A 15,141-nucleotide genomic window follows, 5' to 3' on the forward strand; every position below is an offset into this window, starting at 1 on the left:
TCGCAGCGCCCCGCCGCCGGTACCCGGGCCCGCCGCACGGCCCCTCGCGCGGCAGCGGCCCCCGGCGGGCCCGCGCCCCGCCGAACCCCTGGGTACGGCCCCGGTGCGCCGTCCGCGGCCCGGTTGCGGGCGGGCCCGGGCCGGGCCGCAGCCGGGCCGCGGTCCCGTCCGGGTAGCGGCTCGCCCCCGGCCCCGGGACCGGAGGCGCTCCCGTCCCGATGCGGGGCGTTCTCACCCCCGCTCCGGCGCCCGGGCGGCGGGCTGCTGCCGCAGGGCCGCCTCCACGGCGGCCACCCGGTCGGCCAGCAGGCCGAGCGCGGCGACGGCCCGGGCCATCGGGTCGGTGCCGGTGTCGCCGAGGGCCTGGGTGCGGACGTAGCCGCGCTTGATCTCCGCCCACCGGTCCGCACGGTCACCGGTGAGCACGCCGCGCAGCTCGGCCAGCTTCAGCAGGTTGGCCTCCGCATCCGCGGTGAGGGTCTGCGCCTCGGCGGTGAAATGGTCCTCGATCAGGGCACCCAGCTCCGCGTCGTTCATGACCGGCTGCACCCGCTGCACGATCTTGTTCATGGTGCGGTACGAGCCCTGGAGCCGGAACGGCGGCTCGGTGCGGGTCGCGTCGGTCTGCCCGGCGGAGGCGATGTAGGCCCGGTTGACCGCGAGGACGGTCTCGCGCACCGCCAGCACGTGGCGCAGCACGGCCAGGATCCGGTCCAGCTCGGCGGGCGGGCAGGGGTGGGAGAGCCGGTCGGCCCGTGCCTCGGACGCACCGCGGGCCAGCGCGACCAGCAGCTCGACGTCCGCCCGGGGGCGGGCGGCCAGCGGCGCCAGCACCGGGTGGGAGGTCAGCGCGTTCTCCACGAAGCTGAGCGCGAAGGCGTCCTGCTTGCCCGTCAGCACCTCGCCCAGGTTCCACACGTCGGCCCGGTTGGCCAGCATGTCGGGGATGCGGAAGCGACTGCCGGAACCGGTGTAGGGGTTTCCGGCCATGCAGACGGCGAAGCGCTTGCCGCGCAGGTCGTAGGTGTGCGGTGCGCCCTCCCAGACACCCTCCACCCGCCGGGTGCCGTCGCACAGCGGGATGAATTTCTCCAGGAACTCCGGTGCGGTGTGCTGGATGTCGTCCACGTACAGCAGGGTGTTGCTGCCCGCCTTCAGCGCGAGGTTGATCTTCTCCAGCTCCTGCCGCGCCGTCGCGTGGGGCGCCTGCGCCGGGTCCAGCGAGGTCACCTGGGAGCCGAGGGCTGGGCCGTTCACCTTGACGAGCAGCAGCCCGAGCCGTTCGGCCACGTACTCCAGCAGTGTCGTCTTGCCGTACCCCGGCGGTGAGAGCAGCAGCAGCAGTCCGCCGAGCGGCCCGGCTCCGGTGTCGGTACCGAGCTGCTTGGCCAGGTTCTGGCCGATCAGCGGCAGCCACACCTCGTCGATGAGTCTGCTGCGGACGAATCCGGGCAGGGCCTGCGGCCGGTGGTCCGCCAGCCGCAGCCGGTCCCGCTCCTGCGCGACCAGCCGGGCGCGGCGCCGCTGGTGGGCGCGGAAGGCGGGCACGGCCTCAGCGCGGAAGGCGGCGGTTCGGGCGAGGAACTCGTCGATCCGCACGGTGAGTTCGCCGCCCCGGATGCGCGGGTGGGCGCCGAGCAGTCCGGTGACGGTGCGGGTGAGCGGCGCGTCGCCGTCGTAGCGCTCCAGTTCCGGGCACAGCTGCGCGGCCACCGTCTCGGCGAGGTCGCCCGGGGTGGGGTCGGAGCCGGTGGAGCGGGCGTAGGAGGACAGCCAGGCGGTGGCCAGTTGGTGGCGTTCGGCGAGGGTGTCCAGGGCGGCCAGGTCGGCCAGGTAGGCGTCGTGGAGGTCCGGGTCGATGCTGTGCCGGAACTTCTCCCGCAGCGTGCGGGCCGCGCCGCTGAGCACGAACCCGCCGGGCGCACCGGTCAGTTCGCCCAGCAGGTAGTCGGCGGCGGCCTCCGGCCGGACGCCGGTCCCGGCGGCATACGGCCGCTCCCGGGCGAACGCACCGATCTCGGCCGCCAGCTCGTCGCGGAGTCCGGCGCCGGCCGCCACCGGCCCGAAGGTCTCGCCCGCGCGGGCCAGCGAGACGGCCCGCCGCGTCCAGGCGTCCCGCTGTCCGGGCGCGGTGCCGTGGGTCCAGAACAGCTGCGCGGCGGCCCGGGCGCCCGGCTCGTGGCGCAGCGCCCCGGCCCCTTCGTGCAGCTCCAGCAGGGTGCGCAGGACCAGGACGGCGTCGTGGTCGTGGACGCCGCGCTCGTAGCCCTCGTCGTAGGCGTCCCGTGCGGCCTGCCGGACCAGTCCGGGCAGGTCCTCGGCCGCGCCGAGGACCTGCGGGCCGTGCTCGGCCAGCAGTCGGGCCGCCAGATGTTCGGCGCGGTAGACCTCCGCCGACTCGGAGGGGAGCAGCCGCTCGCCCAGCGCCCGGTCGGCCAGCAGTTCGGGGTCGGTGACGGGTGCACGGTAGTCGGTGCCGGTCAGGGTGAGGGCCAGCCCGTCCCCGTCGGGTACCAGGGTCAGGTCCAGCGGCTGGGAGTTGACCGCGAAGCGGTGGCGGCCCAGGCGCAGCACGCTGCCGCCGTCCAGGTACAGCTCGCCGCGGTCCCGCAGGGCACGCGCGGCCTCCTGGCGGGCGGTGGAGAGCCGGTCCTCCAGCTCCTGGGCACGGGCCGGCTCGCCCGACTCGCGCAGGGCACCGGCGGTGCGCCGCACGGCGTCCGCCATCGGGTCGGAGGTGAAGAACGCGGCGAGTTCCTGGCTGTCGGCCAGTTCCGCGGCGCGCCGGGCGAGGGTGCCCAGGGTGCGCTCCGCTGAGCCGACGAGCTGTTCGGTGCGGCGGGCCCTGGCGTCGGCCAGCGCCTGTTTGCGGGCGGCGAAGGCGTCGTTGAGCTCGGTGCGCTTGGCGTCGAGGTCGGCGAGGAAGTCCGGGGATTCGGCGAACCGCCGCTCCAGGTCCTCGACCTTGGCCAGCAGCCGGGCGTGCTGGGTGTCGCACTGCTGCGGGGTGTCGCCCGCGGCGAGCGCGGCGGTGAGGGACTGGCCCAGCAGTGCGAACTCCGCGGCGAACTCGGCCCGGGACTCGCTCGCGAGCAGGGTGCGGCGGCGGGCCTCCGCCGTGGCGCGGGCCCGGTTGAGCCCACCGGCCACCTCGGAGACGCGCTCCAGGGCGGCGGTGCGCACGGCCGCGTCGCCCGCCTCCAGCGCGCCGATCACCTCGGTGACGGTGCGCAGGCCCTGGTCCAGGGCACCGATCCGCTCGGCGACGGCAGCGGCCTCGGCGGCCGTGCCGGCGTCCCGCGCGGCGGTGATCAGCTCCTCGATGTCGCGGTGGTGGTCCGCGAACGCGCCCTCCTCGCGCAGGCTCTCGACCGCCCGCAGCCCGAAGGCGGCCAGTTCGGCTTCGGCTTCGGCCGCCAGTTCGGCGGCGCGCGCGGTGTCGGCGTAGCGCGTCTCGGCGCAGCCGAGGAGTCTGCCCTGGGCGGCGCGCAGCGCGGTCAGCCCCTCGACCCACGCGGCGGCCGGGCGGGGCTCGTCGCCGCGTACCTGCCGCACCACCGCGGCCAGTGCGGCTGCCGCGGCCTCCAGTTCCTCGGCGGCCTGCCGGGTGAGGTCGCGGACGGTCTCGAACTCGGTGAGCACCTGCGCGGCGGTGCCCGCCAGTTCCTGGAGCGGGGTGTGCAGGTCGCCTGTCTCCGGGGCGCCCAGCCAGGGGTGGCTGTCCGCGGTGCGCTCGCAGGCGGCAGCCAGGGCCCGGTAGCGCTCGGCGGTCGGCTCGCCGTGTGCGGGCGCGGCGGAGCGGGCGACGGCCAGGCACGCGGAGATGCCGCCGACCAGGTCCCGGTTGCCGATCCGGGCCAGCGGTCCGGCCTCCCCGCCCGCCGTTCCTGTCGAGGCGGCCTCGAACGCGTCGGACACATACGGGGAGGCCCAGGTCTGTACGGTGTGCACCCGTCCGGGCTCCGCGCCGTCGTCGCCGTCCGCGCGCAGCACGGCCAGGGTGCCGTCGCCGAAGAGCGCATGCCCCTTGCAGACCAGCGGGGCGGCGAACTCCTGGCGCAGGGTGCTGTAGGACAGCAGCAGGTCGCGGCCGCCGTCCTCGGGCGCGTGGAAGGCGAAGAGCACGTCCTCGCCGCCGGGGGCCCGCAGTGCGGCCTCGAAGCCGAACCCGGCGGTGTCCACCGCGTCGAAGGTCTTCCACTCGCCCGAGGCCAGGTAGTAGCCGCCGGGGAAGACCACGCCGCCCTCGCCGGGCAGTCGGCGGCAGGCCGCGCCGATCCCGTCCAGCCGGACCACCTGCCGGGTGAGCGGGTCGACGACCAGGTAGCGGCGCTGTTCCTCCTTGTAGGGCCGCACCCGCAGCAGGACGAGGGGGCCGACGGCGGTGTGGGCGATCTCCGCGTCCGTGAGCGACTGGAGGGCGTCGGCGACGGGCTCCCGGTACAGCTCGCCGGTGTCCGCGGCGCCGGGGCCGTCCCCGGTACCGGTCTCCGTCCCGTTCCCGGTTCCGTTCCCGTCCCCGACGGTGAGGAAGCCGCCGACCGTGGAGACCTGGATCCCGTCGCCGACTGCGACATACGGACGGCGTCCGGGGACGTGGTCCTCGCGGGTCGCCTCGGTCCACGCCAGATCGGGCTCGGCCGGGGCGGTGTGGTCGCGCTCGCCGCGCGCGTCCAGGAACCGGGCGCTGCCGCCGTCCGGGGCGAGTTCCCAGCGCAGCACCCGGATGTCGGCGGGGTTCTCGCCGGTCTGGAAGACAGCCAGCAGCCTGCCTTCGACCGGACGCAGCCGCAGCAGCCTGGCGTGCCGGTAGTAGCGGTGCAACGCGGCGAACTCGTGCCGGAAGTCGGCGTCGTCCAGCAGTCCGGGCACCGCGTCGGCGGGCAGCGGGTTCAGCTCCCGGTCGTGGAGGGCCAGCACGTCGCCCGGTTCGGTCCGGCCGTCCGCCGAGGGCGGCCCGGCGTGGCGGCCGAACAGCAGCCGTTCCCCCACCGCCACCACGTCGCGCGGCAGGCTCGGGCGTTCGCTGCGCAGCCGTCCGGTGCCGGTCAGCGCCATCCGCCGGGCGCCGAACTCCTGGGTGCGCAGCGCATCGAGCGCCTCGGCTCGGCGGGCGAGTTCGGCGGCCTGCGCGGCGAGCCGGTCGCGCAGCACCTCGTACGTTCCGGTGTCCGGACCGGTGTCCATCGCGGGCTTCCTTCCTCGGGGGCGGTGGGTGCGGGGCCGGTGCCCGGCCTGCCGGGGCGTGTCGGCCCCGGCGGCCGGTTGCGGGCGCTGCCGGAACGGACCGGCCCCGCTTGCGGGCTGCGGGTCAGTCCCGGCCGCCGCCGTGCGCGGCAGCGGTGCGGCCGTCCCCGTTCAGCTCGGCCAGCGGCATGTCCGCCAGCCCGAGCTCGCGTGCGCTCTCCAGCAGTTCGCCCAGCCGGCCGGACTGCTGCCCGCCGTCGCTCATCAGCTTCGTCAGCAGCGCGGAGACGGTCAGGTTCTGCACGTCGCCGGTGCTGAAGGAGCCCAGCACCCGGGTGAGGTCGCGGGTGAAGTCGGCGGAGCCGTCCAGCCACGGTCCGGCCAGGGCCTGCGCGGTGCGGGAGTTGTCGACGAAGCCGTCCACGCTCTTGCCCAGCGAGACGGCGGAGACGAGCCGGTCGAAGAAGGCGGACTCGCCGCCGACGATGTCGATGTCGGCGCTCTCCAGCCCCTTGGCCAGCACGGCGGCCTGCGCTTCGGCGAGCTGCCGCTGGGTGTCCAGTCCGGCCAGCCGCACCTCCTTGTCGGCCTCCAGGCGCAGCCGGTACTCCTCGTGGGCGCGGGACGCCTCGTCCAGCGCCGCCATCGCGGCGGCCTTTTCCGTCAGGCCCTCGGCCTCGGCCTTGAGCTTCTCGCCGACCGCGGCGGCCTCCGCCTCCGCGCGGGCGCGGGCGCCGTCGGCCTCGGCGCGCAGCCGGGCCGCGACGGCCTCGGCCTCGGCTCGGCCGGCCTTCTCGATGACCTCGGCCTCCTTGTCGCGCACCTGGATCTCGGCGAGCCCCGGTGCGGCGTTCTCGGCCTGCACCCCCTCGGCCAGCCGCGCCTTGGCCTTGGCGTCCAGATCGGCGGCCTTGAGCCGGGCCTCGGAGAGGGTGAGTTCCTCGGCGGCCCGGTGGGTGGCGGCCTGCTCGGCGGCCTCGGCCGCCTTGATGTCCTTGACCAGCTTCTCCTGCGCCTCGGCCTCGGCCGCGATGACGAGGGCCTGCCGCTCGCGTTCGGCCTCCTCGACCGTGCGCAGCTTCTTGATGGACTCCTCCTGCTCGGCGACGGTCCGGTCGACGGCGACGCGTTCGCGGATCACCTCGGCGATGTCCCGGCGCTGCGCCTCGACCTCCTTCTCGGCGGAGATGCGGGTCAGCTCGGTCTCCCGGTCGCGTGCGATGACCTCCAGGAGGCGGTCCTTCTCGATGCGCTCGTTCTCGATGGCGATGACGCGTTCGCGGTTCTTCTGGGCGACGGCGATCTCGCGGTTCTGGTTCTCGCGCTGCACTCCGAGCTGCTCCTCGGTGCGCAGGAACGCGGCCTGGGCGCGCTGCCGCTCCTCCTCCACGACCCGGGCCGTCTCGGCCTCCTCACGGGCCCGCACGGTCTCGACCTCGCGCTTCTGCTTGGTCTCGGCGTCCGCCTGGCGGCGCTCCAGTTCCAGGATCGCCTCGCGCGCGTCGACGTTCTGCCGGGTGATCTCCTTCTCCTCGCCGCGCTGGAACTCGTTGGTGCGCACGTGTTCGGCGGCGGTCAGCTCGGTGATCTTCCGGATGCCCTGCGCGTCCAGGACGTTGGCGGCGTCCAGCTGGGCCAGCGGCGTCTGCTCCAGGTAGTCGATGGCCGCGTCCTCGAGGCTGTAGCCGTTCAGATCGGTGCCGATGACCTGGATGATGCGGTCGCGCAGTTCGTCGCGCTTGGTGTACAGGTCGGCGAAGTCGAGCTGCTTGCCGACGGTCTTGAGCGCCTCGGAGAACTTGGCGTTGAACAGCTCCTGGAGCGTGCTCTTGTCGCTGGCCCGTTCGGTGCCGATGGCCTGTGCGACCTTGATGACGTCCTCGACGGTCTTGTTGACCCGCACGAAGAAGGAGATCCGGATGTCGGCGCGGATGTTGTCCTTGCAGATCAGCCCGTCCCTGCCGGTGCGCGAGATGTCGATGGTCTTCACCGAGATGTCCATGACCTCGGCCTTGTGCAGGACGGGCAGCACGACCTGCCCGGTGAAGGTGACGTCGACCTTGCGCATCTTGGAGACGATCAGCGCGCGCCCCTGCTCGACCTTGCGGAAGAGCCGGGAGACGACCAGCAGGGCTGCGAGCACGATCAGCAGGACGACGGCGACGAGCACGCCGAGTCCCAGGTTGAAGGTTTCCATGTGACGACCTCTACGAAGAAGGAGCGGCTCGGGGAGCCGGTGTGCGGCGGTGGTCCGGTGGCCCGCGGTCCGGCCGGGGCCGGTGCGCACGCATGGCGGCGCGGCGGTCCGACGGGTTGTCCGGCGGTGCGGTGACTTCACCGTGCGGTGTGCGTTGGACTGCGGTGTGCGTTGGACTGCGGTGGTGCGTTGGACTGTGGTGGTGCGTTGGACTGTGGTGCGGCGGTCTGCGGGTCAGTCGAAGGTGCGGCGCGGGTCGAGTGCCGGGTCGAAGGGCGCCACCCAGAAGAACTCGCCCGCGGCGTCGTAGGCGTACAGCAGGCCGGTGCTGCCCAGCGTCAGCCGGGCGGTCCCGTTCTGCCGGACCTGGACGAGCGCGCTGGAGCCGTCCTCCGCGGTGACCTCGGCCTGGCCGAACCCGCCGTCCACCTGGCGGGTGCGCACGGTGCAGGTCAGGCCGACGAAGTCGTGGCGTGAGGGGCCCGTTCCGGTCGGCAGCGCCCGGGCCGCGACCCGCGCCGCGGCGCGGCCGAGCGGCCAGCCGGCCGACGGTGCGGCGACCAGCAGCGCGGCGCCCGCGGCCGCCTGCGGCCCCGGCCCGAGCCCTGCCCGGTCGAGCAGCAGCCCGCCCGCCAGGCTCAGCAGCCAGGCGACCGCGGTCAGCAGCGAGACCCCGACGGCGGCCGGAAGTCCGGCCAGACCGGGGAAGGCGGCACCGAACGGTGCGGCGGCCTCCTCCGGGTCGACACTGCCGAGAGCCGCGAGCAGCCAGCCGAGCACGACGACGAGCAGCGCGGCGGAGAACACGACGGTGGGGAAGGCCGTGGTCGCTTCCAGGAAAGTTCCCATGGCCGTCCCCTCCGTCGCCCCCGTTGGCCTCAGCGCCGCACGCCCTGCCGGTGTACGGCACCCCCTGCCGGTGTGCGGCACTGAGGCATCCCCCGGTTCCCCCCGGATTCCCCCGTGGTTCCCCCCGTGACAAGCATTCTGTCCGCGGAGCACGCCGCACCGCATTGCCGGAACCCGGCAGCGTTCTCTAGGGTCTGCGTGCCGGACGGCGTCAAGGAACCGTCAACGCGGCACCAGGAGAGCGGAGATACGGGTGAGTGACGCTGCGCGCATACCGGAGACCTATCTGGACGGCTACGTCGCGCTGCTGGACGAGGTCTGCCGGACGGGCCGCCGGCTGAAACGGGACGAGCTGGAGACGCGGCGCGAGCTGGGGGAACGCGCGGCCGACGCCGGGTTCGGGCTGCGCGACCTGGTCAGCGCCCACCTCACGGCCGCGCGGACGGCCTGGCCTGCCCTGCCGGGCGACGCAGACAGCCTGCTGACCGTGATGCACCAGGTGGTCGACGCGGTGGCCGAGGGGTACGAGCGCGCCCAGCGGCAGGCGGTGCGTCAGGAGGAGGCCACCCGGCGGGAGTTCATCGACGACCTGCTGCACGGCCGCAGCGACCTGGGCCGGCTGGCCGAGCGTGCCGAGCGCTTCGGGCTGCGGCTCTCGCACACCCACGCGGTGGCCGCGGCGCGCGGTCCGGCCGACTACGACGAGAGCCACCAGGTGGCGCGCCGGGTCGAACGCGCGCTGATCGCCCGCTTCCACGACCGGGGCATCCTGCTGACCACCAAGGAGGGGCGGATGCTCTGCGTGGCGCCGGGCGACCAGCCCGAGGTGCTCACCTACTTCGCGAAGCAGTGCTACGCCGCGATGGACGGCGGCCAGGTGGCGATCGGGCGCGTCCAGCCCGGTCCGGGCGGGGTGGTGCAGTCGTACGAGGAAGCCGTCAGCGTCCTGGATCTCGGCGCCCGGCTGGAGCTGCGCGAACCGGTGCTCTACGCCTCGGATCTGCTGGTCTACCCGGTGCTGACCCGCGACCGGCAGGCCATGGCCGACCTCGTGCAGGCGACGCTGGGTCCGCTGGGCGCGGCCCGGGGCGGGGTCGAACCGCTGCTGGAGACGCTCACCGCCTATTTCGAGTCCGGCTGTGTGGCCGCGGAGGCGGCCCGGCGGCTCTCGCTCAGCGTGCGCGCCTTCACCTACCGGCTGGAGCGGATCCACCAGTTGACGGGGGCCAGCCCCACCGACCCCGCACACCGCTACATGCTGCAGACCGCGGTGATCGGCGCCCGGCTGCTCGGCTGGCCCGGTACACCGCTGAGCGCGTGACGGGGCCGGTAGCGTTCCGCCCATGAGTACTCAGACCGCGGCCGGGGTGGATCCCGGCTTCTGGGAGGAGCGCCGCATCTGCTTCCTCACCACCCCGCGTCCCGACGGCACCCCGCATCTGGTGCCGGTCGGGGTGACCTACGATCCGCAGACCCGGATCGCCCGGGTCATCAGCAGCCGCTCCAGCAAGAAGGTCCGCAATGTGCTGGCCGCCGGACCCGAGGGGGCGCGCGCGGCGGTGAGCCAGGCCGAGGGGCGCCGCTGGTGCACCCTGGAGGGCACCGCCGTGGTGCGGGACGACCCGGAGTCGGTGGCCGACGCCGAGGAGCGCTACACCCGGCGCTACAAGCCGCCCCGGCCCAATCCGGACCGGGTCGTCGTCGAGATCGCCGTCACCCGGGCGCTGGGCACCGCCAGGCCCGCGGGCTGGTGAGCCGGGGCCGCGCGGCCGGTCAGCCCCAGGCGGCCCGGGCCAGCGCGACGCCCGCGAAGGCGGCTCCGAGTCCGGCCGCCAGGCTCGCCGCCACGTTGAGCAGCGCGTAGCGGGCGGCGCCCTGCTCGGCGAGGCGCAGCGTCTCGTAGGAGAACGTCGAGTAGGTGCTCAGCGCCCCGCACAGCCCGGTGGCCAGCAGGAGCTGCGCCTGCGGCGCCCCGAGGACCGGGGCGCCGGCCAGCGCGGCGCCGGTGAGCAGGCCGAGCAGCAGGCAGCCCGCGACGTTCACGGTGAACGTGCCCCAGGGGAAGAGCGCGTCGTGCCGGGCCTGCACGGCCCGGTCGGTCAGATAGCGCAGCGGCGCACCGACGGCGGCGCCGACGCACACGTACAGCCAGTTCACGCGCCCGCCCCGCCGGACTCCCGGGGAGCGCCGCGGCCCGGCAGGCGGACCGTCCGCACCTCGTCGAGCAGCACCGGGCTCTCCCCGGTCAGGTCCTCCAGTTCGGGGAGGAAGGCCCGGATCCGGTCGGCCTCGTCGACGATGACGACGGCCACCGGCAGGTCCTCGCTCAGCGACAGCAGCCGGGTGGTGTGCACCATCGAGGAGGCGCCGAAGCCCTCGATGCCGCGGAAGACGCTGGCACCGGCGAGCCCGGCCGCGTGGGCCCGGTGCACGATCTCGGCGTACACGGGCCGGTGGTGGTGCTGGTCGCTCTCGCCGAGCAGCACGGTCAGCCGCAGCGCCGTCCCGTACCGGGCCGGGTCCGCTTCCGTCATCCCTGCCTCCCTGAGATCAGCCGGCGGGTGATCGCCGCCGCGAACCCGACCGCCGCCAGCGCGCCCAGCAGCGTCAGTGCGAGGTAGCCGAGCGCGGTGCCGGGCGCGTCCGCCGCCAGCAGCCGCCGGATGTCCACCGCGTAGGTGGAGAAGGTGGTGAAGCCGCCCAGCACCCCGGTTCCCAGGAACGGGCGCACCAGTCGGTGTGCCGCCCATACGTCGGTGACCAGGACCATGAACACGCCGATGACGGCGCATCCGGCCACGTTGACCCCGAGGGTGGTCCAGGGGAAGGCGTCGTGCGGGGTGGGCCACAGCTGCCCTGCGCCGTAGCGGGCACAGGCGCCGAGCGCGCCGCCGAGGGCCACCACCGCCACGACGGGACCCTGGCCGCGCAGCACCACGGGCGTGCGCGGGGGCCGCGCGGGACTCCGCGAAAGCCTCTCCACACCTGTCTCCTACTCGCCGGGCGCCCGTGGGCGCGCATCGTCGCAAGCAGGGACCGTTGGCGGCGCCGTCGCCGCGGTTGGTGTCCGGCGGGCCCCACCGCCGTGCGGGGCCGGCGGCCGCCGCGCCCCCAGGATAACGCCGGTCCCGCGGCCTCCGCACCCGCGGGTCCGCGCCGGGCAGGGGCGCCACCCGGAAGCCGGGAGGGTGCTCCTGGAGAGCCGCGGGCAGCCGCGGACGGGCCTCGCACACCGGGCCGCCCCCCTTGCGTGTGTTCGAAAATCTGGCAGGCTCCCCCGTCCCATGCCAACACGGGGCACATTCGGGGTACTTGACTTCCGAGTGGGCCCCGTGGATCGAGAGGACCCCCCATGCGTGCTGTTCACGCTCCTCTGGCCGCCCTGGGCACCGCCGCACTGCTGGTGCTGTCCCCGCAGGCACCGGCCTCGGCCATGCCCCCGCCCCCCACCGACCCGGCCGCCTCGGCCACCGCCTACGACGCTCCCGCCGACTACTACCAGGACGCGGAGGGCAAGACCGGCTCCGAACTGAAGGCTGCCCTGCACGGCATCATCGAGGACTCCGAAGCGCTCTCCTACGACCAGGTGTGGGACGCGCTCAAGGCGACCGACCAGGATCCGGACGACTCCTCGTCCGTCGTCCTGCTCTACAGCGGCCGCTCGCAGAGCGCCGACGACAACGGCGGCGGCGCCGACCAGTGGAACCGGGAGCACGTGTGGGCCAAGTCGCACGGCGACTTCGGCACGGCGACCGGTCCCGGCACCGACATCCACCATCTGCGCCCCACGGATGTCTCGGTCAACAGCACCCGCGGCAACAAGGACTTCGACGAGGGCGGCGAGGAGGTCGACCAGGCGCCGGGCAACCGCACCGACGACGACTCCTTCGAGCCGCGCGACGAGGTGAAGGGCGACGTGGCCCGCATGGTGCTCTACATGGCCGTGCGCTACGAGGGTGACGACGCGTTCCCCGACCTGGAGCCCAACGACGAGGTGGACAACGGCTCGGCGCCCGCCATGGGCCGTCTCTCGGTGCTGAAGCAGTGGAACGAGCAGGACCCGCCGGACACCTTCGAGAAGCGCCGGAACGACGTCATATACGACCGGTTCCAGCACAATCGCAATCCGTTCGTCGACCACCCGGAGTGGGCCGACTCGATCTGGCCCTGAGGACGGAACGGAGCGGGCCGGGGTGCGCGGACGCGCCCCGGCCCGCCGCCCGTCCGGCACCGGCCGCTGCTCACCGCCGCGCACCCCCGGCGGAACGTCCCCGCTTGTGACGCTTGTCTCCGACGGCTACGTCACACCCACCCGTGCCGATCTTCGCGCAGGCGCATCACCAGCACAGATGCCGCCGTTGGGTGTCAAGCGGCTTTAACGATCTTTAACGCCCCTCGTTGGAGCATTCGGACAGACGTGCTTACGGTCGCTCCCGCTCGACACGTTCGCCCCGCACCAGTGGGCGGACAGCCGCGACCGTAAGGAACGAAAGACCATGCTGTTCTCCGGCAAGGGCCGTCATCGTCGCCCCAGCAAGGCCGCCCGTATCGCCGCCATGACCGGTCTCGCCGGCGCGGCGGTCGCCGTGCCGCTGGTCTCCGCGACGGGCGCGCAGGCCGCTTCCGTCGACACCTGGGACAAGGTGGCCCAGTGCGAGTCGAGCGGCAACTGGCAGGCCAACACCGGCAACGGCTACTACGGCGGCCTGCAGTTCTCCCAGTCGAGCTGGGCCGCGGCAGGCGGCACCGCCTACGCCTCCCGCGCCGACCTGGCCACCAAGGACCAGCAGATCGCCGTCGCCGAGAAGCTCCTGAAGATGCAGGGCCCCGGCGCCTGGGCCTGCGCCGGAGCCGGCGGCCTGACCGCCGGCGGCCCCGCCGCCGATGTGAACCCCGACGGCAACCAGGCACAGCCGCAGCAGAAGTCCGCCCCCGAGAAGGCGGAACCGAAGAAGGCCGCCCCGAGCGAGCCGGCCCAGCCGCGGCAGCAGGCTCCCGAGACCGGCCACGGCAACTACACCGTCAAGCCGGGCGACACCCTCAGCGAGATCGCCGAGGCGCACGGCACCACCTGGCAGCGGGTCTACGCGGACAACAAGTCCACCGTCGGCGACGACGCGGACCTGATCCTGCCGGGCCAGAAGCTCCAGGTCGGCTGAACCGGCCGCAGCTTCCCCCAGAGCCGCCGTGGCCCGTGCCCCTTCCCCCGAGGGCGCGGGCCACGGCTTCTTGTTCCTCCCGCCCGGAAGCTCAGCGGGCCGTCGTCCGCCGAGCGGCCCGGGTCAGGAGATGCTCCGGGCCCGGCTGATGTTCTTCGCCAGCCCGGCCGCCGGGCGCAGCCCCGGCTCCTCCGCCAGCCGGTCCGCCTCGGAGCGCAGCTTCTCCAGCGACGGCGCTGCGGGCAGCGGCTCGGCCTCCGCGCCGGCCGGGCTCGGCTCGGGGCCGGGCGCGGTGGCGTCCCCGCCGGCCCGCAGCGCCTCGGCGAAGTAGGCGGCGACCGCGGACAGCCGCAGATACGGGGAGACCTCGCCCTTCCACAGGCTCTCCCCCGCCAGTTCCGAGGCGGCGATCGTGTGCTCCTCCTCGTGTGGCTTCCGGCTGTCGGGGTCGAGCCAGCGCACCGTCGCGGTGGCCGCCCTTCCCTTCGCGCCGTCTTCGAGCTTGACCGCGTACAGCGCCGTGACCGTGTGCCCCGGGCCGACCTCTCCCCCGTCGACCGTGTCGTCGCGGAAGTCGTCGTCGGCCACCTTGCGGTTCTCGTAGCCGAGCAGTCGGAAGTCGGTCACCGCGTCCTGGTCGAAGACGACCTGGGCCTTGGCGTCACGGGCGCGCAGTTCGATGTTGCGGGGCAGCTGGTCGACGAAGACCTCCTGGGCCTCCGCACGGGTGGAGAGGTAGACGGTGCTGCCGTCGCCCTTGTTGGTGAGGCGCTCCATCAGCGCGTCGCCGTAGTTCCTGCCCACGCCGACGCCGAAGAGCGAGATGCCCTGCTCCTTCCGGTACCGGGCGACGTCGCCGAGGATCCGGTCCGCGTCGGTCTTCCCCGTGTTGGCGAGCGCGTCGGACATCAGCACGACCCGGTTGGTGGCCCCTGACCGCCGGTGCTCGGCCGCCTGCCGGTAGCCCTCCCGCATTCCCGCGCCCAGATTGGTGCTCGACCGCGGCTCCAACTCCTCGACGGCCGCCCGCAGCCGGTCGCGGCCGCCGTCGTCCAGCCGGGTCATGGGCAGTACCGTCTCGGCCTTCCCGCTGAAGACCACCAGCGAGACGGAGTCACTCTCGCGCAGCCCGCCGGCTGCTGTCCGCAGTGCGTGCTCGACCAGGTCCAGCCGTCCGGGCCCGCCCATCGAGCCGGAGACGTCGAGGACGAAGGTGAGCGCGGCCGGGCGGCGCGGCGCGTCCGGATCGCTCTTCCTGGTGGCCAGCCCGACCCGCATCAGCGACCAGTCGCCCGCACCGAGGCGGGCTCCGTCCGCCGAGACGGAGAAACCGTCGCCCTTCGGCCGCCGGTAGCCCTGCGGAAAGCTGTTGACGAACTCCTCGGTGCGCACCGTGCGCGGGGCCGGCCTGGCGCCGTCCCGGAGCATGCGCTGTGCGTAGCTGTAGGACGCCGTGTCGACGTCCAGCGCGAACGTCGAACGGAAGTCGGCCGGTTCCTCGGGCTTCCCGGAGGGGCCATTCCGCGGCTCGTCGGCACCGCCCGCCGCGTAGCCGGGGGCACCCCGGGCGCCGCCCTTGTCGAGGTTCGTGGCCTCGGTGTCATGGATGTCCCCGGTGCATCCCGACAGCACTCCCACCGCCACCGCCACCGCCATGGCGACCCCCGCGAGCCGTGCCCGCCTCATCGCGTCCCCCTCACACCGTCGCGTTCAGTTGCGTTCCTCCGGTGTGACGGGAGACGGCGCCGC

General features: G+C 74.2%; 11 protein-coding genes. 4 read left to right on the top strand and 7 right to left on the bottom strand.

Annotated features, from left to right (window positions below):
- Nucleotides 1–231 precede the first annotated feature (231 nt).
- From ACFYMO_RS09550 to ACFYMO_RS09560, 3 genes are all read right to left on the bottom strand, one after another.
- Complete coding sequence (locus ACFYMO_RS09550) at nucleotides 232–5,187, bottom strand: DNA repair ATPase (RefSeq protein ID WP_388545376.1); 4,956 nt, start codon at nucleotides 5,185–5,187, stop codon at nucleotides 232–234.
- 124 nt (nucleotides 5,188–5,311) lie between these two features.
- Nucleotides 5,312–7,384, bottom strand: coding sequence for a flotillin family protein (locus ACFYMO_RS09555; RefSeq protein WP_366769820.1), 2,073 nt, complete (start codon nucleotides 7,382–7,384; stop codon nucleotides 5,312–5,314).
- Nucleotides 7,385–7,618: 234 nt separating this feature from the next.
- Nucleotides 7,619–8,233 (bottom strand): hypothetical protein, encoded by a 615-nt coding sequence (locus ACFYMO_RS09560; RefSeq protein WP_366769819.1) that lies wholly within the window; start codon nucleotides 8,231–8,233, stop codon nucleotides 7,619–7,621.
- Between the two features lie 253 nt (nucleotides 8,234–8,486).
- Between ACFYMO_RS09560 and ACFYMO_RS09565 the strand changes: the two genes are divergently transcribed.
- Together ACFYMO_RS09565 and ACFYMO_RS09570 are read left to right on the top strand one after the other, a co-directional pair.
- Nucleotides 8,487–9,554, top strand: a complete 1,068-nt coding sequence (locus tag ACFYMO_RS09565) for a CdaR family transcriptional regulator (protein ID WP_019358906.1) — start codon at nucleotides 8,487–8,489, stop codon at nucleotides 9,552–9,554.
- Nucleotides 9,555–9,576: 22 nt separating this feature from the next.
- Entirely contained in the window at nucleotides 9,577–9,987 is a 411-nt protein-coding gene (locus ACFYMO_RS09570) for a TIGR03618 family F420-dependent PPOX class oxidoreductase (RefSeq protein ID WP_360297178.1), read from the top strand.
- Between the two features lie 19 nt (nucleotides 9,988–10,006).
- On the opposite strand, the gene crcB (ACFYMO_RS09575) is transcribed toward ACFYMO_RS09570, so the two are convergent.
- Genes crcB (ACFYMO_RS09575) through crcB (ACFYMO_RS09585) form a run of 3 tightly spaced genes read right to left on the bottom strand, consistent with a single transcriptional unit; the run spans nucleotide 10,007 to nucleotide 11,216 of the window.
- Entirely contained in the window at nucleotides 10,007–10,390 is a 384-nt protein-coding gene (gene crcB, locus ACFYMO_RS09575; RefSeq protein ID WP_366769818.1) for a fluoride efflux transporter CrcB, read from the bottom strand.
- Complete coding sequence (locus ACFYMO_RS09580) at nucleotides 10,387–10,767, bottom strand: DUF190 domain-containing protein (protein ID WP_366769817.1); 381 nt, start codon at nucleotides 10,765–10,767, stop codon at nucleotides 10,387–10,389. The genes crcB (ACFYMO_RS09575) and ACFYMO_RS09580 overlap by 4 nt, the downstream gene beginning before the upstream one ends.
- Nucleotides 10,764–11,216, bottom strand: a complete 453-nt coding sequence (gene crcB, locus ACFYMO_RS09585; RefSeq protein WP_388545382.1) for a fluoride efflux transporter CrcB — start codon at nucleotides 11,214–11,216, stop codon at nucleotides 10,764–10,766. Before crcB (ACFYMO_RS09585) ends, ACFYMO_RS09580 begins: the two co-directional genes overlap by 4 nt.
- A gap of 369 nt (nucleotides 11,217–11,585) precedes the next feature.
- Here crcB (ACFYMO_RS09585) and ACFYMO_RS09590 point away from each other — a divergent pair, with 369 nt between their 5' ends.
- Together ACFYMO_RS09590 and ACFYMO_RS09595 are read left to right on the top strand one after the other, a co-directional pair.
- A complete protein-coding gene (locus tag ACFYMO_RS09590; protein ID WP_388545385.1) occupies nucleotides 11,586–12,404 on the top strand; it encodes an endonuclease I family protein in 819 nt (272 codons plus the stop codon).
- Nucleotides 12,405–12,729: 325 nt separating this feature from the next.
- The gene (locus tag ACFYMO_RS09595) at nucleotides 12,730–13,392 is read left to right on the top strand and encodes a transglycosylase family protein (RefSeq protein ID WP_388545388.1); all 663 of its coding nucleotides are present in this window, start codon (nucleotides 12,730–12,732) and stop codon (nucleotides 13,390–13,392) included.
- A gap of 123 nt (nucleotides 13,393–13,515) precedes the next feature.
- Here the strand turns inward: ACFYMO_RS09595 and ACFYMO_RS09600 are convergent, their stop codons facing one another.
- Complete coding sequence (locus ACFYMO_RS09600) at nucleotides 13,516–15,078, bottom strand: von Willebrand factor type A domain-containing protein (RefSeq protein WP_388545391.1); 1,563 nt, start codon at nucleotides 15,076–15,078, stop codon at nucleotides 13,516–13,518.
- Nucleotides 15,079–15,141 lie beyond the last annotated feature (63 nt).

Origin of the sequence: Streptomyces sp. NPDC007025 (genome assembly GCF_042869455.1) — a bacterium.
GTDB lineage: Bacteria > Actinomycetota > Actinomycetes > Streptomycetales > Streptomycetaceae > Streptomyces.

Excerpts from the sequence above, each read along its gene's own strand:
- ACFYMO_RS09550 (WP_388545376.1), bottom strand. The coding sequence starts at position 5,187 with ATGGACACCGGTCCGGACACCGGAACGTACGAGGTGCTGCGCGACCGG.
- ACFYMO_RS09555 (WP_366769820.1), bottom strand. The coding sequence starts at position 7,384 with ATGGAAACCTTCAACCTGGGACTCGGCGTGCTCGTCGCCGTCGTCCTG.
- ACFYMO_RS09560 (WP_366769819.1), bottom strand. The coding sequence starts at position 8,233 with ATGGGAACTTTCCTGGAAGCGACCACGGCCTTCCCCACCGTCGTGTTC.
- ACFYMO_RS09570 (WP_360297178.1), top strand. The coding sequence starts at position 9,577 with ATGAGTACTCAGACCGCGGCCGGGGTGGATCCCGGCTTCTGGGAGGAG.
- ACFYMO_RS09580 (WP_366769817.1), bottom strand. The coding sequence starts at position 10,767 with ATGACGGAAGCGGACCCGGCCCGGTACGGGACGGCGCTGCGGCTGACC.
- ACFYMO_RS09590 (WP_388545385.1), top strand. The coding sequence starts at position 11,586 with ATGCGTGCTGTTCACGCTCCTCTGGCCGCCCTGGGCACCGCCGCACTG.
- ACFYMO_RS09595 (WP_388545388.1), top strand. The coding sequence starts at position 12,730 with ATGCTGTTCTCCGGCAAGGGCCGTCATCGTCGCCCCAGCAAGGCCGCC.
- ACFYMO_RS09600 (WP_388545391.1), bottom strand. The coding sequence starts at position 15,078 with ATGAGGCGGGCACGGCTCGCGGGGGTCGCCATGGCGGTGGCGGTGGCG.